Genomic DNA, 23,440 nt, shown 5'->3' with positions numbered 1-23,440 from the left:
AATATCGGGTGGGCGGAATGCAGAACCCGGCCCGCGCCATCGTGGCGCAGGCCGGGCAGGTTCGCACGTGGGGGAGGCGTGCGGGTCAGGCGGCCTGGGCGGCCGGCCTGGTCCATTCATTGCCCTGCATGAAGCTGTCGAGCGGGGTGTGGACGATGTGGTTGGTGTAGTTGCTCATCACCTTGGTCGCGACGCCGAGCACGACCTCGAGCACGTTCTGGCGGGTAAAACCGGCGGCGAGGAACGCGTCCACCTCCGCGGTGTCGACCCAGCCGCGGTTGCGCACGACCAGCGTGGCGAAGCGGTGCAGCGCCTCCAGCCGCGCATCGGGCAGCGGGGTGCCGGCACGCAGCGCCGCGATGACGCCGGCGTCCATCTTCTGCATCTTGGCCAGGGTGGTGTGGCCGGCCATGCAATAATGGCATTCATTCTCGAAATTGGCGGTGAGGTAGACCACCTGCTGCTCATGCGCGGTCAGGCTGGTCTTCGAGAACAGGTCCCACAGCGCGGTGTAGCCGGCGAGCAGCTCGGGCGATTCCGCCATATAGGACTGGAGATTGGGGACGAAGCCGAAGGCTGCCTTGACGCCTTCGAAGATCGGGCGGGCGGCGGCCGGGGCGGTATCGACGGTGTAGGCGGTAAAGTCGGTCATGGGTCGTTCCTTTCCTGGGGTGATGCGTTCGACAGGCAGGGAAATGCCGCTTCCCACCGCGGCGACGAAGACCGCTTGGCCGACTAATGCCTATGCCTGCCGAGAATGGGTTGGCAGTGGCCGGTCTCAGCCGGGATGCCGCGCGAGGAAGTCGAGGATCCGCTGCGCGATGGCATCGGTGGCTTCGTCGAGCGCGAAATGGCCGGCGTCGAGCAGCTGGATCTCGGCATCCGGCAGGTCGCGCCGATAAGCCTCGGCGCCGGCGGCGACGAAGGACGGATCGTTGGCACCCCAGGCGACCAGCGTCGGCGGCCGATGCGTGCGGAGCCATGCTTGCCAGACAGGGTAGGCGGCGACATTGGTCCGATAGTCGTAGAGCAGCGCCGCCTGGATCGCGCGCTGTCCCGGCAGGGCGAGATGGGCGGCCTCGTCGGTCCAGCTGTCGGGATCATAGCGTTCCGGATGGCGGGTGCCGGCAAGGTGGCGCTGCTTCGTGGCGTCGAACGAGAGAAAGGCGTCCACCACCTCCGGATGCGCGGCCGGTGCCGCCCAATACTCCGCGATCCTCGTCCATTTCGGGCCGAGGCCTTCGCGATAGGCATTGCCGTTCTGGACGATCAGCGCCTGCAACCGCTCCGGATGCGCGAGGATCATGCGGTAGCCGACCGGCGCGCCGTAATCGTGCAGGTACAGCGAATAGCGACGGATCCCCAGCTGGTCGAGCAGCGCGCCGGTCGTCTGGGCGAGGTGATCGAAGCTGTAGCGATAGGTATCGGGCGACGGCGCGTCGCTCTGGCCGAAGCCGGGATAGTCGGGCGCGATCAGGTGATAGCGCGTCGCCAGCAGCGGGATCAGGTTGTTGAATTCACGCGACGACGATGGGAAGCCGTGGAGCAGGACGATCGTCGGTGCGTCCCTCGGTCCCGCCTCTCGGTAGAAGATCCCGACGCCTTCGACCTGCACCTTGTGGAAGCTGGTCGTCGCCGAAGTGGAGGGCAGGGGCGGCGCAGGCAGCGCCGGCGTGGCGGCACTGAGGGCGAGGGCCGCAAGCTGCTGGAACATGGAAACCTCCGAAGGTTGTGGAGTTGCGCAGGTCGCCGGTCGACAGGGCGGTCAATGGAGCGCGGCGAGGAGCCCGTCGCGAAGCCACGCCCCCAGCCAGCCGCCGACGATGGCGGCGCTGGCCGCTTCGCCATGCTCCTCCGCGAGGGCAGTGCAGAGCGCGCCGAATTGCATGCCTGCCTCCAGCTGGAGGATCGCCGTCGCCTCAGCCTGCTCGATCGTGCGGAAGCTGGGGTTGAAGCCGTCGCGCCAGAGCAGCACGGCGCCAGGGGCGGGCAGGCGCTGGGCGGCGGGCGGAACGGTGCCGTCGACAAGCGCCTGCCACAAGGCGGCGGCATTGGTCTTCACGGGCAGCATGGCGAGGTTGGAAACGAAAGCGAAGCGCGCCGTCTCCCATTCTACGGCGCCCAGCGCCTCCACGAGGAAGGGGGCAATGTCGGGCGTGGTGAACGCCGCCGCCAGCGCCCATTCGATACGCGCCAGTTCGGCGCATTCCGCATCGTCGGGGTAAAGCGCCGCGATGGTCGCCGGGAAGTCCTCGCCATAGGCGTCGAGCGTCCAGGCGGAGGGCGGCGAGGCTTCGATATGCCGTGCGGCGGCGGCGAGGAACGCCGTCTCGCCCAGCCAGCGCTGCAGCTGCGGAAAGCTGCTCTCCAGCGCGGCGACCAGCTGGCTGCGGTAATTGTTGAGATAGACATCCAGACCCGGATCGTCGCCCAGCCGGGTCGCCGCGTCCGGGCACTCGCCCTGCAGCCAGCGGCCGAAATCCGCCTGGAGCGCCGCCAGCCTCATGCCGCCACCCGCAGCGCGGCAATGGCGCGCGCGTGATCGAGTTCGGCAAGCAGCTCGGCGAGCGGGGGAATGGCGTCGTCGCGCTCGATCATCGTCGCGACCGGCCCGACACGCTCCAACGCTTCGGCATAGAGCGCCCAGACGGGATCGGGCACCGGCCGGTCATGGGTGTCGATCAGCAGCGTCTCGCCGCGACTGTGCCCGGCAAGGTGGATCTGCCGCACGCGCGCGGCGGGAATGCCGGCCAGATAGGCATGCGCGTCGAAGCCATGGTTGGTCGCGCTGACGAAGATGTTGTTGACGTCGAGCAGCAGCTCGCAGCCGGTGCGGGCGCAGAGCGCGTCGAGGAACGCCCATTCGGTCATGTCGGCGCCGTCGAACGCGATGTAGCTCGACGGGTTCTCGATCAGCATCGTGCGGCCGAGCGCGGTCTGCGCCGCGTCGACATTGTCGCACACGGTCCGCAGTGCTTCCTCGGTATAGGGCAAAGGGAGCAGGTCGTGCGACTGGAAGTCGCCGAACCGCGTCCAGCAGAGATGGTCCGAGACGAACAGCGGCTCGACCGCGTCGACCAGCGCGCGCAGGCGCTGCATATAGTCGCGATCCACGCCGTCGGCCGAGCCGATCGACATCGACACGCCGTGCAGCGCCACTGGATGACGCTCGCGCACCCGGCGCAAGATGTCCCGCGGGCGGCCGCCGGGAACCATGAAATTCTCGGAGATGACTTCGACGAAGTCGACCGGGACCGGCGCTGCGGCCTCCAGAAAATCGGCATAGTGCGGCTTGCGCAGCCCCAGGCCGAAAAGATGCGGATGGGGCATGCCCTTCCTCCTTCCAAACGAGGCGGCCCGGCGGGGAGGCCGGGCCGCCGGGCGCGTCACTTCGGCTCGGTCAGGCTGCCGCCCGCCGCCTTGCAGGCCTTGGCGGACACCGCCTTGAAGCCCTGGCCCTTGCATTCGTTCTGGCCCTTGCAGTCGTGGTTGCCCGACTTGCAGTCCGACGTGCCCTTGCAGCTGTTGATGCCGTAGCAGTGGACGACCTTGCCCGCCGAAGCGGCCGGGGCGGCGACGCTGACGCCGGAGAGCGCGACGAGGGCGGCGGTGGCGGCGATGCTGGCGCCGGTCTGGAGCGTGATCATGGTTAGGTTCCCTTGGATAGATGGGTGCCGGATCGGCCTTCCATCTACGGGCCGGCGCGGGGGCCGGTTACACGCTCACCATCGCAGGACGCGCGGGCCGATCAGCGCACCCAGTCCAGTCGCCAGCAGGATGCCGAGGCTGTACCAGGTCAGCACGAACACCGCGGCATATTCGTCGCAGTGGAGGCAGTAGATGGTGGCGGCCCAGGCACCCGCGGCCAGGCCCGCGGCAGCACCTGCCGCCCGCAAATTGGTCGGCGCCAGCTTCCGGAACGACCAGAGCAGCCCGAGGAAGATCGGCACTGCGAGCAGCAGCACCCGCCACGGGCAGCGGTTCCAGCTGCCGCCCAGCCACATCGAGAGCCAGTCGCGCATCGGCGTGCGGATCATTTCCTCGATGGCGAGCGCTGCAAGCAGCAGGATCGGCAGCGCCAGCGGCCACAGCATGCGCAGCGATCCGCCCTCCGGCCGCGCCAGCCGTACGGTCGCGGTGACCGCGATCAGCCCCAGCGACAGCGTGTAGGCCCATTTCATCCAGAAGGAGAAGCCGAACATCGCCTGCGGAAAGTCCGGCCGCATGCCGAACAGCGCGAAGACCAGCCCGATGCTCACCACGCCGCCGCCGGCGATGCCGAGCGCGATGCGGCGCCCGATGAAGCGCGGCGGGATGGCACGGACGTCGGCGGACAGCGCCGCGATCAGCCGCTCGGTGCTGTTGGTGTCGGGGTCGTGCGCCATCATTCGTGCCCCCGCAGCCGCGCGGCGAGCGCCTTGAGCCCGCGATGGACCGATACCTTGACGTCGGACTGGCCGATCCGCGCGCCCTCGGCCGCTTCGGCGACGCTCAGGCCCTCCAGATGCGTGTCGCGGATCGCGCGCGCCTGCTTGTCCGACAGGCCGGAAAGCAGGCGATCGACATCGACACGCGCGGTCACCGCCTCCTCGAAGCCTTCCGTGATCAGGATCGCCTCGACCTCCTCGATCGGCACCGAAACGCGGCGCCTGCGGAGATGGTCGATCAGGCGGTAGCGGGCGACGGCGTAGAGCCAGGCGGTGAACGGTCGATCGCGGTCATAGGTGCCGCGCTTGGTGTGAATGGCAATCAGCGTTTCCTGCACCAGATCCTCGATATCCTCATCCCCCCGCATCCGGCGGCGAAAGAAGCTGCGCAGCAACGGGACGAGCGCGCGCAGCAACGCCGCATGCGCCGCGGCATCGCCGTCCAGTCCTGCCGTCATCCACGCTCGTAGCTCTGCTTCGCTGTGCCGCATTCCCACTCCTGGTCGGGCGTACGTGGGCGAATGGCGGCAGGTTACAGCAGCGATGCAGAAAAGAAATCGCACGCTCGACCCGGCCGGATCTGTAACCGCGCTTTTTCCCGCGGCGTACGGCAGCAGGTGACCCGGCGCCTCCGCCTTCCCCGGGGTCACCGCGCGGCGGCCATGCCCCCCTGCGGGCCGCCGCGCGAGAGGCCCCCTCGACGGAGTATTCCCATGATCAAGACGTCCGCCGCGCTTGCCGCGACCCTCGCCCTCGGCATTGCCGCCACCGCCGCCCATGCCCAGCAGCCCAAGATGGAGAAATGCTATGGCGTGGCACTTGCCGGCAAGAACGACTGCAAGGCGGGTGCCGGCACCAGCTGCGCAGGCACCGCGACCAAGAACTATCAGGGCAATGCCTGGAAGCTGGTCAAGGCGGGTACCTGCACGTCGATCAAGACCCCCAAGGGCAATGGTTCGCTGACCCCGAAGGCCTGACGCCCCCCGCCCGGCCGCGCGGGTGGCCGGGCATCCCCTGACGCCTGGAGTCCACCATGCAATCCTTCGCCACCCTCTATGCCCGCGCGGGCGACCTCGCCGCGCGCCTGCTGCCGCCGTCGCTGCTGCTCCTCGTCGCACGGCTGGGCATCGCCGCCATCTTCTTCCTGTCCGGGCGCACCAAGGTGGAAGGCTGGCTGACGATCACTGATTCCACCTATGAGCTGTTCCGCACCGAGTATGCGCTGCCCTTCGCGCCGCCGGTGCTTGCCGCGCATCTCGCGACCTATTCCGAGCATTTCTTCCCGATCCTGCTCGTGCTCGGCCTGTTCACCCGGCCCGCGGCGCTGGCACTGCTGGGCATGACGACGGTGATCGAAGTGTTCGTCTATCCCGATGCCTGGCCGACCCATCTCAGCTGGGCGGGGCTGCTGCTGCCGTTGGTCGCTGCCGGGCCGGGGGCGTGGTCGCTCGATCGGCTGCTCGGGCTGGAGGTGCGACCTGCATCAACGAAAGATCGCTAGGATTTGCGGAAGTCACAATATCGCGCTGCGGTCACCCCCACTTGAGAAAGGTGGTGCGGCTCCCGGCGGTCTGGTGCTTTGGGCTGTTCCACATCTCTAACAAATGTCGAATGTCGGCTCCTGGCAAGCGCTACCGTTCGACATGCCATCGCGGATCGGTAGCTCAGTCCCAAATCCAGTCCCCTGCACCGCGGATCTGAGCGTCGGTCGTTTGCGTCCGCTTCTGGGTTGATCAAACGCCGTGCTGAATGTCCGAAAGTGGGCGCGCAGCTGCCTGACCCCCCGCGCCCGCGTCCCCTGGCCGCTCGCGACCAGGGCCGGCTGAGATAACCTGCCTTTGAGCCGCTCCGATGCATATCGTCAGGAAGGCGTCCAGTTCCCGCCGTCCAGGGAGCCGTTCAAGCACGATCCGCTCGCTCCTGGTAAAGACCGCCGTTGGAGGTGAGATCGCCCATGGCCGTGCCTGGTCGCGCGATACGGGCGCTAGTGACCTGCTCCCCAGAAATCATGCCATTGGTAAGTTAGCTCGTCAGATGGAGACGAGTGATGCGGCGAAGCCGATTTACCGAGGATCAGATCATTGGGGTGCTGCGGGAGCATGAGGCTGGCGTGAAGACCGCCGACCTGTGCCGGAAACACGGGATCAGCGATGCGACCTTTTACACCTGGAAGTCGAAATACGGTGGCCTGACGGTTTCCGACGCCGCGCGGTTGCGAGCGCTCGAGGACGAGAACCGTCGGCTGAAAAAGCTGCTGGCGGAGTCGATGCTCGACGTGTCGGCGTTGAAGGACTTGCTGGGAAAAAACTGACGCGGTCTGTGGAACGCTACGCTGCGGTGGAGAAGCTGATGGCCGATCACGGTTTCTGCGAGCGTCGCGCCTGCAGGCTGGTCGGGGTCAATCGGTCGGCGTGGCAATATGAGCCGCTTCGCGGGAAGGACGATGCTGTCCGCGAGCGGATGCGCGAGCTCGCGAACGAGCGTCGTCGGTTCACCACCGCACGCAGGACCTGGTGTTCGCGCGGCGTCAGGGTTGCCAGCAACGCGGCACGGCGATTGGCGATGCCGTCTGCCGCGCGGCGATTGCGGTCCTGCTCGGTTGCGCGGGCGATCGCATCGAGGAGCGCCTGGTGGCGAAAGGGCTTGGTGAGGAAGTCGACGGCGCCCAGCTTCAGCGCCTGCACGCTCATCGCAATGTCGCCATGGCCGGTCAGGAACACGATCGGCCGTCAGTTTCCCTTCGAGAGGAGGATCTGTTGCACGTCGAGGCCGCTAAGGCCGGGCATGCGGACGTCGAGAACGAAGCAGCCGGGGCGATCGGGCAGATCGGCCCGCAGCATCTCCCTGCCGGAGCCAAAGGCGAGTACGTCCATGTCGACGGTTTCCAGAAGCGATACGATCACGTGCCGAACCATCCGGTCGTCGACGACGACAACGGGGGTGGTGCATCGGCCATCGAGGTCATCCGACGAATCCAAAGGCGCCAGTGCGCCGCCGAACGGCGCATGTCGGCCTTTGTCGTCTTTACCAACCTTCGGCCAGGACGGGGATTGCATCTCGAGCCCGGTGCGGTCGATCACATGCATCGCTCGCCCCTTCATCGCCTCCGCTTCGATCTGCCGGCACTTTCCCATGCGGCAACGGACGGCGGCACCCTAACTAGGGCTAGTGTTACATCCGTCGTTCGGGTGGGGCGGGGCGTCAGCCCGGACGTCCCTGGAGGATGATCCCTCGCCGGCCGAACATGCCGGTATCCATGGAATAGAATTGTCGGTCAGCCTGCCCGGGCTGGAACCGGCCTTGGCTACCAAGCTGGCGGAGGAGGCGGACCAGATCTCCCCCTATTCGCACCGCGCGCGCGAGGAGATCCGTGTCGGCATCGCCGACCGACGCGACCCGCTGCCGCCGGTCGCGACGCCATTCAGCCTTCTTCCTCTACCTTCGCGTCGAACGCGGCGCGGCTCGCGGTGAGGCTTTCGAGATGGCTTTCCACCCACCCGCCCAGTTCGCGGCCCTGCGCGGCGAGCGAGGCGCCCATCTGGGTCAGCCGGTATTCGACCTTGGGCGGCGTGGTGGGATAGACCTCGCGGCACACCAGGCCGTCCCGTTCCAGCGCGCGCAGGGTGCGGGTCAGCATCTGTTGCGAAATGCCGGGCACCGCGCGTCGCAGCGCGTTGAAGCGCATTGCGCCGGTCTGCAGCGTCACCACGATCGGCAAGGTCCAGCGATCACCGATCCATCGCAGATGCTGCGAAAGCTCGATGCAGCGGTGCGATCCGGGGTCCAGCGAAGTCATATGGGTGTGACCATGTCAGGAAAATATGCGTTCTTGGCCGAGGGTCAACCCGCCCGTAGGCATGCTGCATTCCACCAACAGCAGGATAGTCAGCGATGCAGCTTCTTCATCTCGACTCGTCGATCCAGGGCGATACGTCGGTCACGCGGTTGCTTTCCGCCGCCGTGGTCGAGCGCTATCGGCAGCAGATCGGCGGGATCGCCGTCGACTACCGCGACCTCGCCGCGGCGCCGCTTCCGCACATCACCTTGTCCCGTTTCGGCACCGATGCGGCGGAGGCCGTTCTCGCGGAATTCCTGGCCGCCGACGTCCTCGTGCTCGGCGCCCCGATGTACAATTTCGGCATCCCCAGCCAGTTGAAGAGCTGGTTCGACCACATCCTGGTTGCCGGCAAGACCTTCCGCTACGGTGCCGGCGGTGTCGAAGGCCTCGCCGCCGCAAAGAAGGCGGTGGTCGTGCTGTCGCGCGGGGGCCTCTATTCGGAAGGGCCGGCCGCCCCCATGGAGCACGCCGAGACGCATCTTCGCGCCATGCTGGGCTTTATCGGAATCGATCGACCGCAGATCGTCGTTGCCGAGGGGGTCGCGATGGGCGACGCGCCGCGGCGTGCCGCGATCGACGCGGCGCTGGCTGCGGTGGAGCATGTGGCAGCGGCAAAGGAGCCGGCCGAAGCGTGATTCCGTGCATGCCGTAAATCGAGCTACGGCCGAAACGGAATGGCAATTCACCGGCGTACCTTGCTCGATCCGCGTCGCTTGCGCGGCTAGTCACGCCCACATGACGAAGATAACCATCACGCCGGTGACAAATAAACGCGAGCGAAAAGCGTTCTTGGCGCTACCATTTCGCCTGTACGCGGAGGATCCTTACTGGGTCCCTCCGCTCAAGGGGGAGGCGCTTGGGCTGATCACGCCCGAGAAGATCGGCTGGTTCTCGCATGCCAAGGCGCAATTGTTCCTGGCATATCGGGATGGCCGCGTCGTCGGGCGCATCTCCGCGCATATCGACACGCTGGCGCTCGACATGCCGGCGGCCTTGGGTTTCGGGCCGGGTGTCGGCCAATGGGGCCTGATGGATGCGGAGGAGGAGGAAGTTTTCCTCGCCCTGCTCGACCGCGCCGAATCCTGGTTGCGAGACCAGGGCATGACGCGCGCGCTCGGCCCGACCATCATGTCGATCTGGGAGGAGCCGGGGCTGCTCATCGAAGGGTTCGATCAGGCCCCCACGGTGATGATGGGGCACCATGGCCCGAAATTTCGGGCATGGATCGAGGCCGCCGGGTACGAGCCCGTCAAGCAATTGCGCACCTATGAACTCGACATCACGCGCACCTTCCCGCCGATCGTCCAGCGCATCCACGCGGGGGAGAACAACAAGCGCATCGTCGTCCGCAAGGTCGACAAGCGCCGCTTCGACGAGGAAGCCGCGATTATCCTCGAAATCCTGAACGATGCCTGGTCGGACAATTGAGGGGCGCCCCGCTCACCCCGCCCGAGATCGAGGATGTCGGCGTGAAGCTCAAGCCGATCGTGTTCAATGACCTGATCCGCATCGCCGAGCTGGATGGGCGGCCGGTGGCGTTCATGATCACGCTGCCCGATCTCAACGAGGCGATCCGGCCGCTCAACGGCAATCTTCTGCCCTTCGGCTGGGCCAAGCTGCTGCTGTGGCTGCGCAAGCCGCGCGTGACCACGATGCGCGTGCCGCTGATGGGCGTGCGCAAGGAATTGCAATCCTCCCGTCTCGCCAGCCAGCTGCCTTCATGATGATCGAGCAGATCCGCCAAGCGTCGGTCGCCAACTATGGCGCGTCGCGCGGCGAGATCGGGTGGATCCTCGAGGACAATCAGGGGATGAAAGCGATCGCCACCACGATCGACAGCCGGATCAACAAGATATACCAGATCTACGGGGACAGCCTGTAGACGCTTGCGTCGGGCCACCGGGAAGCGACGCCGCGGCACTGACGCTACGTTCGAAACCTGTTTCGGCGCGCATGAAGCGGCCGGGAAACGAAGATCGACGACATGGCGTGCATGCGCTTCGGCGAAGCCCTTCAAGGATGCGAACCAGCGGTGACCGTCGATCTCTTCATAACCTATGTGATCACCGCAGCGCTTCTGACGATGGCGCCCGGGCTCGACACGGCCACCGTGTTGCGCTCGGCAATGGTCGAAGGTGCCGCGCACGGGGCTGCGACGGCGTGATGGCGCCCCCCGCGTCGGCTCGGCCGAGGCCGTATGCCCGGGTGTACGCGCTGATCGATTCACAATGGTGGTGCGTTGATGCCCCGTTCGACGCCGCGAGGAATCACAAGGAGTATCTGAAGGTATGCGCGCATACGGTCTTCGCAGTCTCTTCTTGGCCATGGCATTTGGGCTGGCTGCCGCCCCGCTGGCGGCCCAGACGCAGTCCGCGACGAACGCTTCGGCAGCGCGTGAGGCGCACGCTGCCGATCAGGCATTGAATGCCCAATACAAGGCTGCAAGCGCGCGGTTGTCGCCCGCCTCCCGCCTGCTGCTGCGCGATGCCCAGCGAAGCTGGATCGCGTTTCGCGACTCGCAGTGCAAGTTCGAGACCTCGGGCGCGCAGGGCGGCTCCGCTTACCCGTTGGTCCAGGCAACGTGTCTGAAGGCGCTCAGCCGGCAGCGCACCCAGCAGCTTAGGAGGATCGCGGCGTGCCAAGAGGGCGATCTCGCCTGTCCGCGTTGAAGCTAGCGGGTCCGATGGAAAGACCGCAGAATCCCTGTCGTGTTGAAGAGGGTGCCATGTCCCAAACAAATGTTCGCCACGTCCTTGCTTCCTTCGCGCTCCTGACGGTTGCTGCGCTGGTTGCCACCCCTACGGCCGCCGATCCGGATCACTCGCCCCCGCCGGGCGGCGTATACACGTTGAAGCCCGGCATATTCGTCGCGCAGGGCGTATCGTGCGGCAATCCGCCGAAAGCCGCGATCAGGCGCTACGACGGCAAGGGCATCAGCTCGGCGCATAGCCGCGCCTGCATCGCCCGGATCCTGTCCAAACGGCGCAGCGGATATGGCAGTCTCTACACGGTAAGCCAGTCCTGCATCGATGCCGGTGCCGGGCCCGCGAAGCGCGTTGTCGCGCAGCAGACGATCGACATTCCCGATGCCCTCCACTTCACAATACGGTCTGAGGGAAGGACGGCATATCGGTATTGCCCGATCCGCGAACTGCCTGCCGGCCTGCGCGCGACCCGCTAGGGCGGCGGGCGCCATTGGCGGCGCCGATCGCCGTGCACGTAACCGGCCAGACTTGCTCCGCTTCTCGATCCTCACCAGGATAGGCGTCGGCGAAGAACTCACCGGCGTCGGCCCGGCCACATGCCGCGCAGCATGGTGCGAAGGCGTATTAGACGACTGCCCGGCTGCGCACGGTACGCCGCGCGTGCCGGCACGACGAGCCCTACTTCGGTGCCGCCCCCCGATCTGCCGCCGCCGCCTCTGCTGATGACCACAAGCCGGCCCCCGATGCGCTCGGCGCGCTCACGCATGCCGCGCAGGCCGAAATGGCCTGGCCGCTCACCATGCGCGAGGATGTCTGCCGGTATTCCTACGCCGTCGTCGCAAACCGACAGCCGCAAGCTCTGCCGCCCCCAAATCAGCAAGACGGCAATCGACGCTGCATTTGCGTGCGCTTGGGCATTGCGGATGGCCTCCTCGCCGATCCGATGCACTTCCTCCAGAACCAGCGGGCGCAACGCGCGAGGTTCGCCTTCGGTCGTCACCTGCACGTCCGGTCCGGTCCTGCTTGCGGCCGTGGACGCGCTATCGATCAGCGCTTGTGCCAGATCACCAGCACGATCCCGCGTCCGAAGCTCCTGTACGCGATCTCGACCCTCGATGAGCACGGCCTGCGCCTGCTTCAGCGCCTCGTCCAGCGGCTTTCGCGCTGCAGCGTCGGGCAGCCGGTTCACCCCCGCTTTTATCTGCAGCATAAGCCCCTGGAACCCTTGCAGCAACGTATCATGCAGCTCGCGCGCGATCCGTTCGCGCTCGGCAATGCGGATATCGAAGCGATGTTGCAGCCGCGCAGTAAGTTGCCGGAGCCGCCACAGATACGAAGCGGCGAGGATGCCGATCACCCCGAGCCCGACCAGCAGCTTGAACCAGATCGACTGCACGAAGGTGGGGGGAATGGTGAATTCGAGCGTCGCGCCATCGCGGTTCCACACCCCGTCATTGTTGGCCGCGGTCACCCGGAAGCGATAGGTGCCGGGCCCCAGATTGGTGTAATAGGCGTCGCGTCGCGTCGCGGCGTCGATCCAGTCATTGTCGATGCCTTCGAGGCGATATCGAAAGCGAACCCGGCCTGGTATCGATAGACTGAGGCCCGCATATTGAATGGCCAACTGCGACGTTCCCGGGGCGAGGGTCATGCTGGAAGGGTTGCGATAGCGCAGTCCCGCCACCGTCATCGCGCGGATGGAAACCGGCGGCGGCACCGCGTTGCGCACCAGCCGGGCCGGATCGACCGACACGACGCCACCCGTGGTCGTGAACCACAGCCGACCGTCGCCGCCGCGCACGGCGTTCCGGTCGCCATCGCGAAACTGAACATTGGGAAGACCATCCTCCATGTCGAGGATCATCGCTTCCAGCGGCGCCGCGGGATCGGCGAACGCCTGGTCCAGCGCCCGGGACGACAATCGGATGATTCCGGCCCGGGCGATCAGCCAGGTCTGGCCGGTGGGCGTCTCGACGAACCCGGACGGACCGACCAGCCAGGGGAAACGAGTGGTGCCGATAGTCTGCAGGCGCCCTCCGCGCAGTCTGCTGATTCCGGATTGCCGCCCGAACAGGACGTCCCCCGCGCCCACATAGACCGTGCTGACGTCGGTCAGACGATCGCCGAGGATGGGAGCCGGATTCCTTCCCAGGCGGTCCAGCCCTACGAGCGCGCCGGATCCAAGCAACGCAAGGGATGGCTGCTGCGCCCTGATGATGAGGTATTGCGGGGTTGCGGCCAATGTCGCGAAGGAGCGCCGGTGCCATCGGCCCGAGCGAAGGCTGTGCAACTCCCCCGGGATACCCGGGCTGCCGATCAGCAGGTTATCGGCATTGTCCACGGCACAATATTGTCGGTCGCGGCCCAAAGGGACGTCGCGTCGTGCAATGCTGCCCGGCCGGATGCGCAGCGCCTTTCCCGTCTGGATCGCCCAGATGCTTCCGTCGTGCGCTTCGCACAGATCGTGCGTTTCTCCGCCAGCGCCCGGAATGCGTGTCGGCCGCCCGCCGGGCGGAATCTGGAACACGCCATCGTTGGCGCCGACATAGACGGTGCCGTTTCGCGCACCCAGCAGGACGTACCCCCAAACGCCCTTGGTTCCTATCGACGGCGTTACCACGACATTCGCAGCACGAAACCGATCAAGCCCCAAACTCGTGCCGATCCAGATATTGCCTTCCCGGTCCTCGAGAAAGACATTGGCGACGTCCGAGGTCAGCCCATCCTTCGCCGTGAATGTGTCAACCCGCTCCGAAACCGGGCGGTCGCGCCAAGCGCCCGGCGCGCGCATACGGAACAGACCGGCGCCGGTAATTCCCCATAGGTTGCCGTCGCGATCGAAGCGGGTGTCGAATGCGTTTTGCGCCGCAGGCGTCGCCACAGCGGGGCCGCCGGGAGCGAGCGATGCCGAACGCCTGCGGGTTCCGCGTCGGTCCGAGAACCAGATGTGCCCCGCTGCATCGTCGCTCACCGCAGCCAAGCCGACAGGCGTTTCGACCTTCTCGAAGCGGCGCGCGCCCTTTCTGAGAAGCAGGATCGCCTTGCTGGTCGTCACCCAGAGCGATCCGTCCCGCGTCGCGGTGACGTCGCTTATCCAGTCGTCGGGCAATCCCCAGTCGGTGCCGATTTCCTGCCAGCGCCCGCCTGCTCGGCGCAGAAGCCCTCGGCGCTGCAAGCCAGCGGCAAGCCAGATCGCGCCGTCGCTCGTCTGCGCAAGGCGCATCGTGAACGCCACCGTCTTTGGGACCGATCTGTCCAATTGCAAAGCGCCGCCGCGATACGTCGCCAGCGCACCATTATCGTATCCGACCCAGATGGTACCGTCCTGCGCCGCGAGCATCGCCGTGACGCGCCAGCTCTCGGCGCGCGGAACGCCCAGCGGGATGGGTTCGAAGGTGACGCCATCGAAGCGGTACACTCCTTCCGAGCCACCGATCCACAGATAGCCGTCAGGCCCCTGGACGAGCCCATAAATGCCCTGCGGCGCCCCCTCGGTGATCGTCCAGCGCGTGTGCTTATATTGGTTCAGGTCGCGGGCCGGGTCGAGGGCGTAGGCCGGACCATGCGCGAAGCCTGCAACCAAGATGCCCAGCAGAAAGCACAAGCGCGAGGCTACCATCGCTCCAAATGCTGTCTCCATACATTGCCGCGCGCCACGCCGCATCGCATGCCTCACCCGATCTCGCCTTGCGAGGATCGGGCTAACCCGATCGCGCCCCACGGCCATTCCCCTAAAGACCCAGTGGACGATAGCCCATTTCGCGCTGCCGGGCAGCCCTCGACAACAGTATTGCTAGGGGCATGCCAAGCATTCTCCCAACCTATCCGGACGGTCGGATTGGCACCGGACTCCTGCTGCTGCGCCTCTCGGTTGCGATGTCGATACTCGCTACGCCGATGCTGACGCCCGCGGCTGCGCGCCCTTGGGGCGTGATGCTGCTGGCGATCGGTCTCCTCATCGGGCTCTGGACCAGGATGATGGCAATCGGCTGCTTGGCACTGTTGCTCTCATGCCTGGTCACTAGCGTAGTTCCGATCGGGGCCGCCGCGCATTCGTTTGCGATGCTGGCAATCCTGCTGATGGGATCGGGTGCCTACTCCTCCGATGCGATCATTTTCGGGCGGCGGACGATCGTGCTCGGGCGCGGCCCGCGTTGACGACTTTCATGCAGGGTGCACGCGACACCGGCATCCGGCGAACTTCGGCGGGCGAAATGAACGAGATCGGCGTCGCTGAGAGGGGCTGGCGCGGGCTCTGCCGAGGAAATCGGTCGGTGCCAGATTTAGATCGGTTGTCGCCGACCATAACGTTCTCGTCATGCAGTGCGGATGTCGTTATTGCAGCGCTGAGCGCGATCATATCGGAATACATAAGTAAAAATCCCTGACCTCCCAATTTATGGGGAAGTTTTCGACACTGGAGGGGCCGTGGTCGACGACGCGTATAGTCGGTGCCGGGGGCAGCTTCAGGATGCCAATGGCCGCTACCACGAACTTGCCGCGACCTAGCTGCGCGCGATCCATCACGCCTTTGGCGATGTCGAAGACGCACTCGCCAGCGCCGCGCGGGCGTCCACCATGGCGACATGGGCGTCGCCGCGGGCGAGGCTGACACAGGCGACGAGCATCGTGGATCTATACAAGGCGCTGGGGGGCGGCTGGTCGATATCGGCGGACGGAAACACTGCGTACTCGGGCGCGTGATATCTTCTGTCCGGCGCCGCGAGGATCGCCGCACGGATTGTCGTGTCCGCCGCAAAGCGCTGGCTGCCAGACGGCGGGGATCCGGCGAAGGCCGGCCGATCGCTCAGTGCGGGTGGAGGTTCAGGTACAGGTTGAATCGGGTGCCGGGGCTTGCCTGCTCCCAGACCGCGATCGCATTGAGCCGCTTCACCGTGGCGTCGATCAGAAGCGAGCCAAGCCCGGGTTGCCCCGCCAGGCGCGGTCGACCGCAGCCCTTGTCTTCCACGGTCAGCCGGGCCTGGCCCGCAACCGCGGAAAGCGAAAGCGCCACCGCGCCGGGACAATCGGCCGGATAGGCATGCTTGCAGGCATTGATGACGAGTTCGACCGCGAGCATGCCAAGCGACGCCGCGGTTTCGGCGGATACCTCCACGCGGTCCAAGGAGACCAGGAGCGTTCGATGATGCGGCAGGCTCTCCTGCAGATGCGCGCAAAGCTCGTGCAGATAGGTGCCGAGATCGATGCTATTGCCGGTGTCGGCGACGTGGAGGTGGCGATGCACGGCCGCGATCGCGCCGAGCCGGTTCATCGTCCGCTCCAGCGCGGCCCGGCCCGCGGCGTCCTCCGTCTCGCGCGCTTCGGCCGCAACGAGGTTCAACAATACCTGCAAATTGTTCGCGATCCTGTGGTTCGCCTCGTCCACCGCCGTTGGAACTCGCAATGGGGGTAAGATCCTTGCGCGCTGCGAGGCCTCGGCCTGGGCGTTGATCCCTGCGTCCATTTGAAGCTCCCGTTACTAATGTCCGTTGCCTTGATTGCCCTTTTTCTTGAGGGCGCCGCTATAATACTGAAGTGCAAATCGGCTATTCCGAGGCCGTGATCCTCGTCTTTCGCTGTGGATCGGCAACGACGGCGATACGAATGTATAGGTGCACTCGTCGGCACCTTCAGGGATGACAGGGGGTGTGCGCGATGAGGTGCACGCTTGATGTTGAGGATCGCCGCCATGACGCCAGCGCCGAGGGATGTTTTCACCGAGCCTGCGGATGTCGATCCGGACACCCTAGCCAACCTGGGCCCGTTGCGTCGGCTGGCCGGGCGGTGGCGTGCGCGGAAAGGCGCCGATGTCGCGCCGAAGGCGGCCGGGCCAGAGCGCCGGGCGTTCATCGAGACCATCGATTTCCAGGCTATCGATCCCCAGGTCAACGGCCCGCAGCTCTTCTATGGTCTCCGCTACCACGTCCATATCACCACGGAGGAAGAGGACATCACCTTCCACGACCAGGTGGGATATTGGCTGTGGGAGCCGGCCACGGGCCTGGTGCTGCAGACGCTGGCGATCCCGCGGGGGCAGGTGGCGCTCGCATCCGGCTCGGCCGCGGCCGACGCGGACGAGATCGTGGTGGCTTCCGTTCGCGGCGCGACCGAAAACGGAATCTGCTCGACGATGTTTCTCGACCAGGCATTCCGGACGGACAGCTACCGTATCACCATCCGCTTCCATGCGGACGGTTCGTGGAGCTATATCACGGACACGGAGCTCATGGTCGAAGGCCAGCAACTGCCGTTCCAGCATCAGGATCGCAATACGCTGCACCGAATCGGCCCGGCGCGGCCGAACCCATGGCTGGACATTCTGCAGAAGCGCAGCGACGGCAACCAACCGGCGGCGTGAGCGGTTCTTTCTCGGTGGACGACCGCCGGCAGCTGGCGCGTGGCAGATCCTGGGCGACGCGATGCCCTAGTCGGGCCCAAGCCTCGCCCAGCGCCGCCCGAGCTGCACGCCATACGCAAGCAGGCTTTGGCCGTAGTGCAGTTGCTCGCGTTGGAAACGGTCCAGGCTCCGGTCGATCTCGGATCGGGGCGCTCGCAGCGCCTCGGCAAGCAGTTGGGCGTCTCGCGCCGCCTTGGCGGCACCGCCTGCGGTATGCGGGCGTACGATGAAGGCCGCATCGCCGACCAGCACGGTCCGCCCGAAAACGGTCCGCGGTGCAGCGAAATCGACGATCGTCTGCAGGAACGGCTCGGCGGTCTGCGCGATGAGCCGCGCGAACATCGGATGCAATTCGGCAACCGCGCGCGCTTTCAGGTCCGCGACGACGCTCTGGCGCGCCATGCCGCGACGCAAGGATGCGCGACGCTGAACGCCATCGCGGGTGACGAGCAGGTCGTCTCGCGCGGCCGCGTTCGCACCGACATACCATACCCAGTTCATCTGCCGCGCGCCCGGCGCGGTCTCCAGACTCTCGCCCGGGATGAAATAGGCGAGGGCATGCCCGCCGGATCGGGCGTCGGCGAAGGTGAAGACATCGTCGAACGCGTCGAGGATGTCCTGCGGCATGTCGCGCTCGGGCACCGTGCCCCGCCACGCGACATAGCCGGCATAGTGTGGCTGCACCTCCGGCAGAAGCGTGCGGCGCAGCGGGGACTGCGCGCCGTCTGCGGCGACGAGGAGGTCGGCGGTAACGGCGCCAACCCCGACGATATCGACCTGCAATGCGTGTTCGTTGCGCGTGAAGCGCTCGACGGTCGCGCCTCGGTGATAGCGCTCTCCCGGAAAGATCTGCAGCAACGTGGCATGCACCGCGGTCCACGAGGTGAACTGCTGCGGCATGCGCTGCAACGGGCCGAATTCGCCGTCGAAGCCGAGGGTCTGGCGGCCGCGACAGCGCGTCGTCGGCAGGGTCGCGCCGTCGGCGGGGCGGAACAAGGCGGCGAGCTCCGGCTGGACCACCAGCCCGGCGCCGGCCGAGCGCATGGCGCCACCGTCCTGCTCGAAGACATGCACGTCGATGCCCGCGCGATGCAGCGCGAGGCCCGTTCCAAGCCCCGCGATGGAGCCGCCCGAAACGACGACCCGGAGCGGCCTCTCGGCAGCGTGGGAGGCGTCCATCATTGTGCTGCAGCCATCTGGGAGGAATCACGGTTTTCCGTTGCGCGCAGCAGACCAAGCGCGATCGTCTGAACCGGCTGCGCGCCGGCGAAGAGGAGGTGGTCGTCGAGCAGGAAGGTCGGCACGGCGCTCACCCCGGAGCGCCGGGCGTTGATCGCCTCCTGCTCCACCAGCTCCCACAGGTCGGCGCCGACCGACGGTCCATGCACGAAGCCGGCGGCACATGCGATCTCTTGCAGTATCTCGCTGCGGCCGATGTCCCGACCCTCGACGAAATAGGCCTGAAACAGCAACTCGACGACCTGCGACTGCAGACGCGTTCCTCCGGCGCGTCGGGCATCGGCGATCAAGACATGGGACGCCAGCGTGTTGGGCGTGCGGGTGATGCGGTCGAAGCGGAAGTCGATGCCGAATTCTGCACCTGCTGCTTGCACGTGCGCATCCATCTCGTCGCTGATGGCGGTGCTGCCGAACTTCGCGGCACGATATTCCCTGCGGTCCATGCCTTTGTCCGGCGTGTCGGGGTTGAGTTGATAGGGGCGCCACGCGACGTCGATGGCGTGGCCCCGCTCGGCCACGATGTGCAGCGCCGCTTCCAGCTTCCGCTTGCCGATGAAGCACCAGGGGCAGATCGTGTCGGAAACCACGGTGATGGTGCGGGTGTGCGCCTCGATGCCCATGTCTCGTTCCTCGTCTGAAAAGTCCGTGCTGAAAGTAGGGCGCCGGTATCCGGCCAAGAATCATACCTAGGTTTCGGCCGATGCGGGGGCGCGCCCCGGAACGAAGCGCATGCCCTCAAACGCCGATCGCTGCCTTCACCACCTCCGGCGTGAGCGGCATGTCGCGCAGCCGCGCGCCGGTCGCGTCGGCGATCGCATTGGCCAGCGCGGCGGAGGTGGGGCCCTGTGCCGTCTCGCCGGCGCCGAGGAACGGATCGCCGGGACGATCCATGACGTGCACGGCGACCGATCCCGGCACCTCCTCGAAGCGCAGGATCGGATAGCTGCCCCAGTCGAAGCTGGTGCGGCGGGTGGCGTCATAGGTCACCGCCTCGCGCGTCGCCCAGCTCAGCGACTGGAGGATGCCGCCTTCCACCTGGTTGCGGATGCCGTCGGGCGAGGCGGGCTGGCCGGCATCGACCGCCGCCTGCACCCGGTGCACGGTGATCGCGCCGGTCTCGCGTTCGACCTCGATCTCCATCGCGATCGCGCAATAGGCGCCGATATTCTTGTAGCGGGCAAAGGCCATGCCGCAGCCGCGCCGGCCGTCGCCGCGTGGGCGCTTCGCCCAGCCGAAACGATTGGTCGCCTCGATCATCACCGCGCGGGCGCGCGCATCCTGCATATGGGCGAGGCGGAAGGCGAGCGGGTCGACGCCGCCGGCCAGCGCCAGTTCGTCGAGCACGCTCTCGATCGTGAAGACGTTGAGATGCGCGCCGAGCGAGCGCAGCGCCGAGACGCGCAGCGGCATCTCCGGCACGAAATGATAGCGCACGTCCATGTTGGGGAAGACGTAGAGCGGGTTGGCGTTCCGGTCGCCGTCACCCTCGGGCATCGGGATCGGCTTGGGGGGCGGCGCGGGGAAGCCGGGGCTGATCTCCTGAGCCACCGCATAGCCGCCGGCGCCGACGGGGCGGTTGTTGTGCGAATTGCTCCACACTTCGTAGGTCCAGTGCGCGATCCGCTTGTCCGGGCCGATCGCCGCCTCGACGCGGGTGACCATGCCGCAGCCGCACGGCTCCCAGCCGAATTCCTGTTCGCGCATCCATTGCAGCCGGATCGGGCGGCCGGGCAGCGCCATCGCGATAAGCCCGGCCTCGGCGGTGACGTCGTCGGCGCCGTTCTGGCCGTAGCAGCCGGCCGAGGGGGTGTGGATGCAGCGGACCTTCTCGGGCGGAAGGCCGACCAGCTCGGCGACGGCGCGGTGCATGTCGAACACGCCCTGGCTGTGCGACCAGAGCGTCAGCCCGCCATCCTTGGCCAGCGCCACCGCGCAGGAGGGGCCGATCGAGCCATGGCTGTACCAGGGGCGGCTGTAGCTGCCGCGCACCGTCTTCCACACGGGCTTCGCGCCGTCGTGCGTGTCGAGCACCTGGATCTCGCGGGTGGGCAGCTTCTGCAGCCGGTGCGGGCCCTCCGCCACGGGGAGCAGCGGCAGGTCGCGAACATAGTCGCTGTCCTGCGCCACGCGCATCGCCTGGATCGCCTGCCATTCCTTCTCGGCGACGACCGCGGTGAAGCGGCCATTCTCGATCACTGCCACCACGCCGGGCATCTTGCGTGCCCGGTCGAGCTGCGGCTTGGCGAGACGGGTGCCGTAGCTCGGCCCGCGCACGACGCGCGCGTGGAGCATGCCGGGCAGCCGCAGGTCCTGCACATAGGCCGCGCCGCCGGTGAGCTTGGCGGGGATGTCGACGCGCGGCAGGTCGTGTCCCAGCGTGCGATAGTGGCGCGGATCGCGGCGCGGCGCGTTCGGGATCGCCTCGACGTGCAGCGACAGCTCCGCTGCCAGTGCGCCATAGCCCAGGCTGCGGCCATCGGGCGCGGTCACCTGCGCCTTGCCGTTCGTGGTGAGCATGTCGGCAGCGGCCCGCCAGCGCTTCGCTGCGGTCCGGGTGAGCAGCATCCGGACATTGGCGCAGGCATTGGCGATCGCGGTGCCGCCATCCTGCATCGAATGGCTGCCGGCGGTAAGTCCCTCGTCGGGGGTGCGGGCGGTGTCGGCGGTGACCAGGTCGATCGCGCCGGGCGGCACGTCGAGTTCCTCTGCCGCCACCTGGAGCAACGCGGTGCGGATGCCCTGGCCGAGCTCGGCCTTGCCCGAGAAGACGGTGATCCTGCCGTCGGGGGCGATGTGCACCCAGCTGTCGAGCACCGGGTTGCTCTTCAGGCTGCCGGGGAGGTCGGGCCGCACCGGCCTGGGCGCGGCGCCGCCCTCGCCGCCGCCGGCGAGCTGGGCGAGGCCGTGCCCCGCCATGCTGAATGCGACGAGCAGGCCGCCGCCCGCCAGCAGCTGGCGCCGATCGAGGTTCATGCCGCGTCTCCGTCGCTGGGCAGGCCGGCGACGCGGCGGATCGCGCGCAGGATGCGCATATGGGTGCCGCAGCGGCAGAGATTGGTCTGCATGTGCGCGCGGATCTTGGCTTCGTCCGGGCGCGGATTGGCGTCGAGCAGCGCCTGCGCGCGCATGATCATGCCGGCGATGCAATAGCCGCACTGTGCAGCCTGCTCGTCGCGAAACGCCTGCTGGAGCGGGCTCATCCGATCGACGGTGCCCAGACCCTCGACGGTGCGCACCGGGCGGTCTCCGACTGCGGACACCGGGGTGATACAGGAGAAGATCGCCTTGCCGTCGAGCTGGACGGTGCAGGCGCCGCACTGGCCGAGCCCGCAGCCATATTTGGCGCCGTTGAGGCCGAGATCGTCGCGCAGCACGTAGAGCAGCGGGGTTTCGGGGCTGGCGTCCACCTGGTGGCGCTTGCCGTTCACGGTGATCGAGAGGGTCATGGCTGGGCGCCTTCCTTGCGGGCCTTGGCGACGGTGGCGGGCAGTTTCTTCCAGTCGGGCCAGTCGGTGTAGCGGGCGCGGAGATAGCCGAGCACCGCGGCGACCTGCTGGTCGGTCAGCGCGTCGGCGAAACCGGGCATCTTGGGGCCGCGTCCGGCGATCGGCGGCGCGATCCCCTGCAGCACCGCCTGGGCGGCGCTGGTCGGATCGGAGTCGCGGAGCACGGTCGCCAGCGACAGCAGCGGCCGTCCCTGGCCCATCATCGGCGCGCCCGGGCCGTGGCAGCCGGCACAGGCACCGCCGAACAGCACCGCGCCTTCCGGGAAGCGGCGGGCGGCCGCGTCGGCATGGTCGGGCAGCGGCGCGACCGGGGCAGAGGGGCTGCCGCCCATCTTCGAGACGATATAGGCGGCGATCGCGCGCACCTCGGCCTCGGGCACCTGCGAAAGGCTGTCGACCACCGGCCCCATCGGCCCTGCAGCCGCGCTGTGATCGGGCGAGATGCCGGTGCGCAGATAGGTGACCAGCGCCTCCTTAGTCCATTTCCGCGCGGCGGGATTGGCGGCGTTGAGCGCCGGCGCGCGCCAGCCCTCGGCGATGCCGCCGGCATAGGCCTGCGAACGGATCTCGCCACCGGCCAGGTTGCGCGGCGTGTGGCAGCCGCCGCAATGGCCGAGCCCCTCGACGAGATAGGCGCCGCGGTTCCACTCGGCCGACCGGCTCGGGTCCACCGGCGTTTCGCCGGGGTGGAGGAACAGCAGCTTCCAGCCGGCGAGCAGTGGGCGGAACCCGAGCGGGAAGATCAGCCGGTTGGCCGGCGCCGCTTCGCGCACCGGGCGGCGCGTCATCAGGAAGGCGTAGATCGCGTCGAGGTCCGCATCGCGGACATGGGTGAAATGCTCATAGGGCAGCGCGGGATAGAGATGCGCGCCGGAGCGGCTGACACCCGCCTTCATCGCCCGGCGGAAGGCCGCGGCCGACCAGGTGCCGATGCCGGTTTCCGGATCGGGCGTGAGGTTGTCGGAGTACAGCGTGCCGAACGGCGTCGCCAGCGGTCGGCCGCCGGCAAGCTGGCGGCCGCCGTCGCGCGTGTGGCAGACGGCGCAGTCGCCGAGCTTGGCGAGCGTCGCGCCGCGCACCACCTGCGCCGGCGCAAAGCTGCCAGGGGAGGGCGGCGCGATCGGTGCGATCGCCGGCCGCCAGCTGAGCGCCAGCGCGATCAGCGCGCCGGCCAGTCCGAGCAGCAGCAGTGCCGTCACCCACCACCATTTGCTGCGTGCGGTACGGCGAAGGGTTATCATGAACGTGATCCCCGGAAAGCGTCCCCGATGGTATGCCGCACGCGGCGTGTGCCGCCTTGCGCGATTGCGTGTCGATTTGAACGATCG

23 protein-coding genes and 3 pseudogenes are annotated in these 23,440 nt (G+C 67.3%); 10 read left to right on the top strand and 16 right to left on the bottom strand.

Features of this window, described 5'->3' with window-relative positions; genetic code table 11:
* Positions 1-85: 85 nt before the first annotated feature.
* The 7 genes from CA234_RS14345 to CA234_RS14315 all read right to left on the bottom strand — a co-directional run bounded on the left by CA234_RS14345 (position 86) and on the right by CA234_RS14315 (position 4,918).
* Complete coding sequence (locus tag CA234_RS14345; RefSeq protein WP_125972332.1) at positions 86-652, bottom strand: carboxymuconolactone decarboxylase family protein; 567 nt, start codon at positions 650-652, stop codon at positions 86-88.
* Positions 653-778: 126 nt separating this feature from the next.
* Complete coding sequence (locus CA234_RS14340; protein ID WP_126002008.1) at positions 779-1,714, bottom strand: alpha/beta hydrolase; 936 nt, start codon at positions 1,712-1,714, stop codon at positions 779-781.
* 51 nt (positions 1,715-1,765) lie between these two features.
* The gene (locus CA234_RS14335) at positions 1,766-2,506 is read right to left on the bottom strand and encodes a DNA-binding domain-containing protein (protein ID WP_126002007.1); all 741 of its coding nucleotides are present in this window, start codon (positions 2,504-2,506) and stop codon (positions 1,766-1,768) included.
* Positions 2,503-3,330, bottom strand: a complete 828-nt coding sequence (locus tag CA234_RS14330) for a DUF692 domain-containing protein (RefSeq protein ID WP_125972338.1) — start codon at positions 3,328-3,330, stop codon at positions 2,503-2,505. The genes CA234_RS14335 and CA234_RS14330 overlap by 4 nt, the downstream gene beginning before the upstream one ends.
* Before the next feature lie 56 nt (positions 3,331-3,386).
* On the bottom strand, positions 3,387-3,647 hold the full coding sequence (locus CA234_RS14325; protein WP_125972340.1) for a hypothetical protein: 261 nt from the start codon (positions 3,645-3,647) through the stop codon (positions 3,387-3,389).
* 75 nt (positions 3,648-3,722) lie between these two features.
* Positions 3,723-4,388 (bottom strand): DUF1109 domain-containing protein, encoded by a 666-nt coding sequence (locus tag CA234_RS14320; RefSeq protein WP_241213512.1) that lies wholly within the window; start codon positions 4,386-4,388, stop codon positions 3,723-3,725.
* Complete coding sequence (locus tag CA234_RS14315; RefSeq protein WP_121077931.1) at positions 4,385-4,918, bottom strand: sigma-70 family RNA polymerase sigma factor; 534 nt, start codon at positions 4,916-4,918, stop codon at positions 4,385-4,387. The genes CA234_RS14320 and CA234_RS14315 overlap by 4 nt, the downstream gene beginning before the upstream one ends.
* A 222-nt stretch (positions 4,919-5,140) precedes the next feature.
* On the opposite strand from CA234_RS14315, the gene CA234_RS14310 reads away from it, so the two are divergent.
* The 3 genes and pseudogenes from CA234_RS14310 to CA234_RS24960 all read left to right on the top strand — a co-directional run.
* Positions 5,141-5,404 carry a DUF2282 domain-containing protein gene (locus CA234_RS14310; RefSeq protein WP_084583391.1) on the top strand — a complete coding sequence of 88 codons (264 nt, stop codon included), beginning with the start codon at positions 5,141-5,143 and terminating at the stop codon, positions 5,402-5,404.
* Between the two features lie 56 nt (positions 5,405-5,460).
* Positions 5,461-5,928 carry a DoxX family protein gene (locus CA234_RS14305; RefSeq protein ID WP_125972342.1) on the top strand — a complete coding sequence of 156 codons (468 nt, stop codon included), beginning with the start codon at positions 5,461-5,463 and terminating at the stop codon, positions 5,926-5,928.
* A 546-nt stretch (positions 5,929-6,474) separates the two neighbouring features.
* Positions 6,475-6,920 (top strand): annotated as a pseudogene (locus CA234_RS24960) (transposase); the annotation flags it as partial.
* Positions 6,921-7,048: 128 nt separating this feature from the next.
* Here CA234_RS24960 and CA234_RS25230 read toward each other — a convergent pair.
* Positions 7,049-7,483 (bottom strand): annotated as a pseudogene (locus CA234_RS25230) (response regulator); the annotation flags it as partial.
* Positions 7,484-7,848: 365 nt separating this feature from the next.
* Entirely contained in the window at positions 7,849-8,223 is a 375-nt protein-coding gene (locus CA234_RS25225; RefSeq protein WP_125972347.1) for a helix-turn-helix domain-containing protein, read from the bottom strand.
* A gap of 95 nt (positions 8,224-8,318) precedes the next feature.
* On the opposite strand from CA234_RS25225, the gene CA234_RS14280 reads away from it, so the two are divergent.
* The 5 genes and pseudogenes from CA234_RS14280 to CA234_RS14265 all read left to right on the top strand — a co-directional run bounded on the left by CA234_RS14280 (position 8,319) and on the right by CA234_RS14265 (position 11,446).
* Positions 8,319-8,900, top strand: a complete 582-nt coding sequence (locus CA234_RS14280) for an NAD(P)H-dependent oxidoreductase (RefSeq protein ID WP_125972349.1) — start codon at positions 8,319-8,321, stop codon at positions 8,898-8,900.
* Between the two features lie 100 nt (positions 8,901-9,000).
* Positions 9,001-10,147: pseudogene (locus tag CA234_RS14275) on the top strand (N-acetyltransferase).
* 150 nt (positions 10,148-10,297) lie between these two features.
* Positions 10,298-10,429, top strand: a complete 132-nt coding sequence (locus CA234_RS25220) for a hypothetical protein (protein WP_277600085.1) — start codon at positions 10,298-10,300, stop codon at positions 10,427-10,429.
* Between the two features lie 160 nt (positions 10,430-10,589).
* Positions 10,590-10,934 carry a lysozyme inhibitor LprI family protein gene (locus tag CA234_RS14270; protein WP_164521820.1) on the top strand — a complete coding sequence of 115 codons (345 nt, stop codon included), beginning with the start codon at positions 10,590-10,592 and terminating at the stop codon, positions 10,932-10,934.
* Positions 10,935-10,948: 14 nt separating this feature from the next.
* The gene (locus CA234_RS14265) at positions 10,949-11,446 is read left to right on the top strand and encodes a hypothetical protein (protein WP_126002006.1); all 498 of its coding nucleotides are present in this window, start codon (positions 10,949-10,951) and stop codon (positions 11,444-11,446) included.
* A gap of 98 nt (positions 11,447-11,544) precedes the next feature.
* Here CA234_RS14265 and CA234_RS14260 read toward each other — a convergent pair whose 3' ends face one another.
* On the bottom strand, positions 11,545-14,574 hold the full coding sequence (locus CA234_RS14260; protein WP_164521819.1) for a sensor histidine kinase: 3,030 nt from the start codon (positions 14,572-14,574) through the stop codon (positions 11,545-11,547).
* Between the two features lie 197 nt (positions 14,575-14,771).
* Between CA234_RS14260 and CA234_RS14255 the strand changes: the two genes are divergently transcribed.
* On the top strand, positions 14,772-15,128 hold the full coding sequence (locus tag CA234_RS14255; RefSeq protein WP_125972357.1) for a hypothetical protein: 357 nt from the start codon (positions 14,772-14,774) through the stop codon (positions 15,126-15,128).
* A gap of 649 nt (positions 15,129-15,777) precedes the next feature.
* Here the strand turns inward: CA234_RS14255 and CA234_RS14250 are convergent.
* Positions 15,778-16,434, bottom strand: a complete 657-nt coding sequence (locus CA234_RS14250; protein WP_126002005.1) for a sensor histidine kinase — start codon at positions 16,432-16,434, stop codon at positions 15,778-15,780.
* 207 nt (positions 16,435-16,641) lie between these two features.
* On the opposite strand from CA234_RS14250, the gene CA234_RS14245 reads away from it, so the two are divergent.
* Positions 16,642-17,328 carry a heme-binding beta-barrel domain-containing protein gene (locus CA234_RS14245; RefSeq protein WP_241213511.1) on the top strand — a complete coding sequence of 229 codons (687 nt, stop codon included), beginning with the start codon at positions 16,642-16,644 and terminating at the stop codon, positions 17,326-17,328.
* 66 nt (positions 17,329-17,394) lie between these two features.
* On the opposite strand, the gene CA234_RS14240 is transcribed toward CA234_RS14245, so the two are convergent.
* The 5 genes from CA234_RS14240 to CA234_RS14220 form a co-directional block, all read right to left on the bottom strand.
* Complete coding sequence (locus CA234_RS14240; protein WP_126002004.1) at positions 17,395-18,549, bottom strand: FAD-dependent monooxygenase; 1,155 nt, start codon at positions 18,547-18,549, stop codon at positions 17,395-17,397.
* Positions 18,546-19,226, bottom strand: a complete 681-nt coding sequence (locus tag CA234_RS14235; protein ID WP_126002003.1) for a DsbA family oxidoreductase — start codon at positions 19,224-19,226, stop codon at positions 18,546-18,548. The genes CA234_RS14240 and CA234_RS14235 overlap by 4 nt, the downstream gene beginning before the upstream one ends.
* 115 nt (positions 19,227-19,341) lie before the next feature.
* The gene (locus CA234_RS14230; RefSeq protein WP_126002002.1) at positions 19,342-21,579 is read right to left on the bottom strand and encodes a molybdopterin cofactor-binding domain-containing protein; all 2,238 of its coding nucleotides are present in this window, start codon (positions 21,577-21,579) and stop codon (positions 19,342-19,344) included.
* Positions 21,576-22,052, bottom strand: a complete 477-nt coding sequence (locus CA234_RS14225; protein ID WP_126002001.1) for a (2Fe-2S)-binding protein — start codon at positions 22,050-22,052, stop codon at positions 21,576-21,578. The genes CA234_RS14230 and CA234_RS14225 overlap by 4 nt, the downstream gene beginning before the upstream one ends.
* The gene (locus CA234_RS14220; protein WP_126002000.1) at positions 22,049-23,353 is read right to left on the bottom strand and encodes a cytochrome c; all 1,305 of its coding nucleotides are present in this window, start codon (positions 23,351-23,353) and stop codon (positions 22,049-22,051) included. Before CA234_RS14220 ends, CA234_RS14225 begins: the two co-directional genes overlap by 4 nt.
* Positions 23,354-23,440: the final 87 nt, after the last annotated feature.

This window comes from Sphingomonas sp. ABOLE (assembly GCF_003950455.1).
Classification (GTDB): Bacteria; Pseudomonadota; Alphaproteobacteria; order Sphingomonadales; family Sphingomonadaceae; genus Sphingomonas; species Sphingomonas trueperi.
Note: the sequence above shows the minus strand (reverse complement) of the source record. Positions and strands in the feature narration are given on the sequence as shown.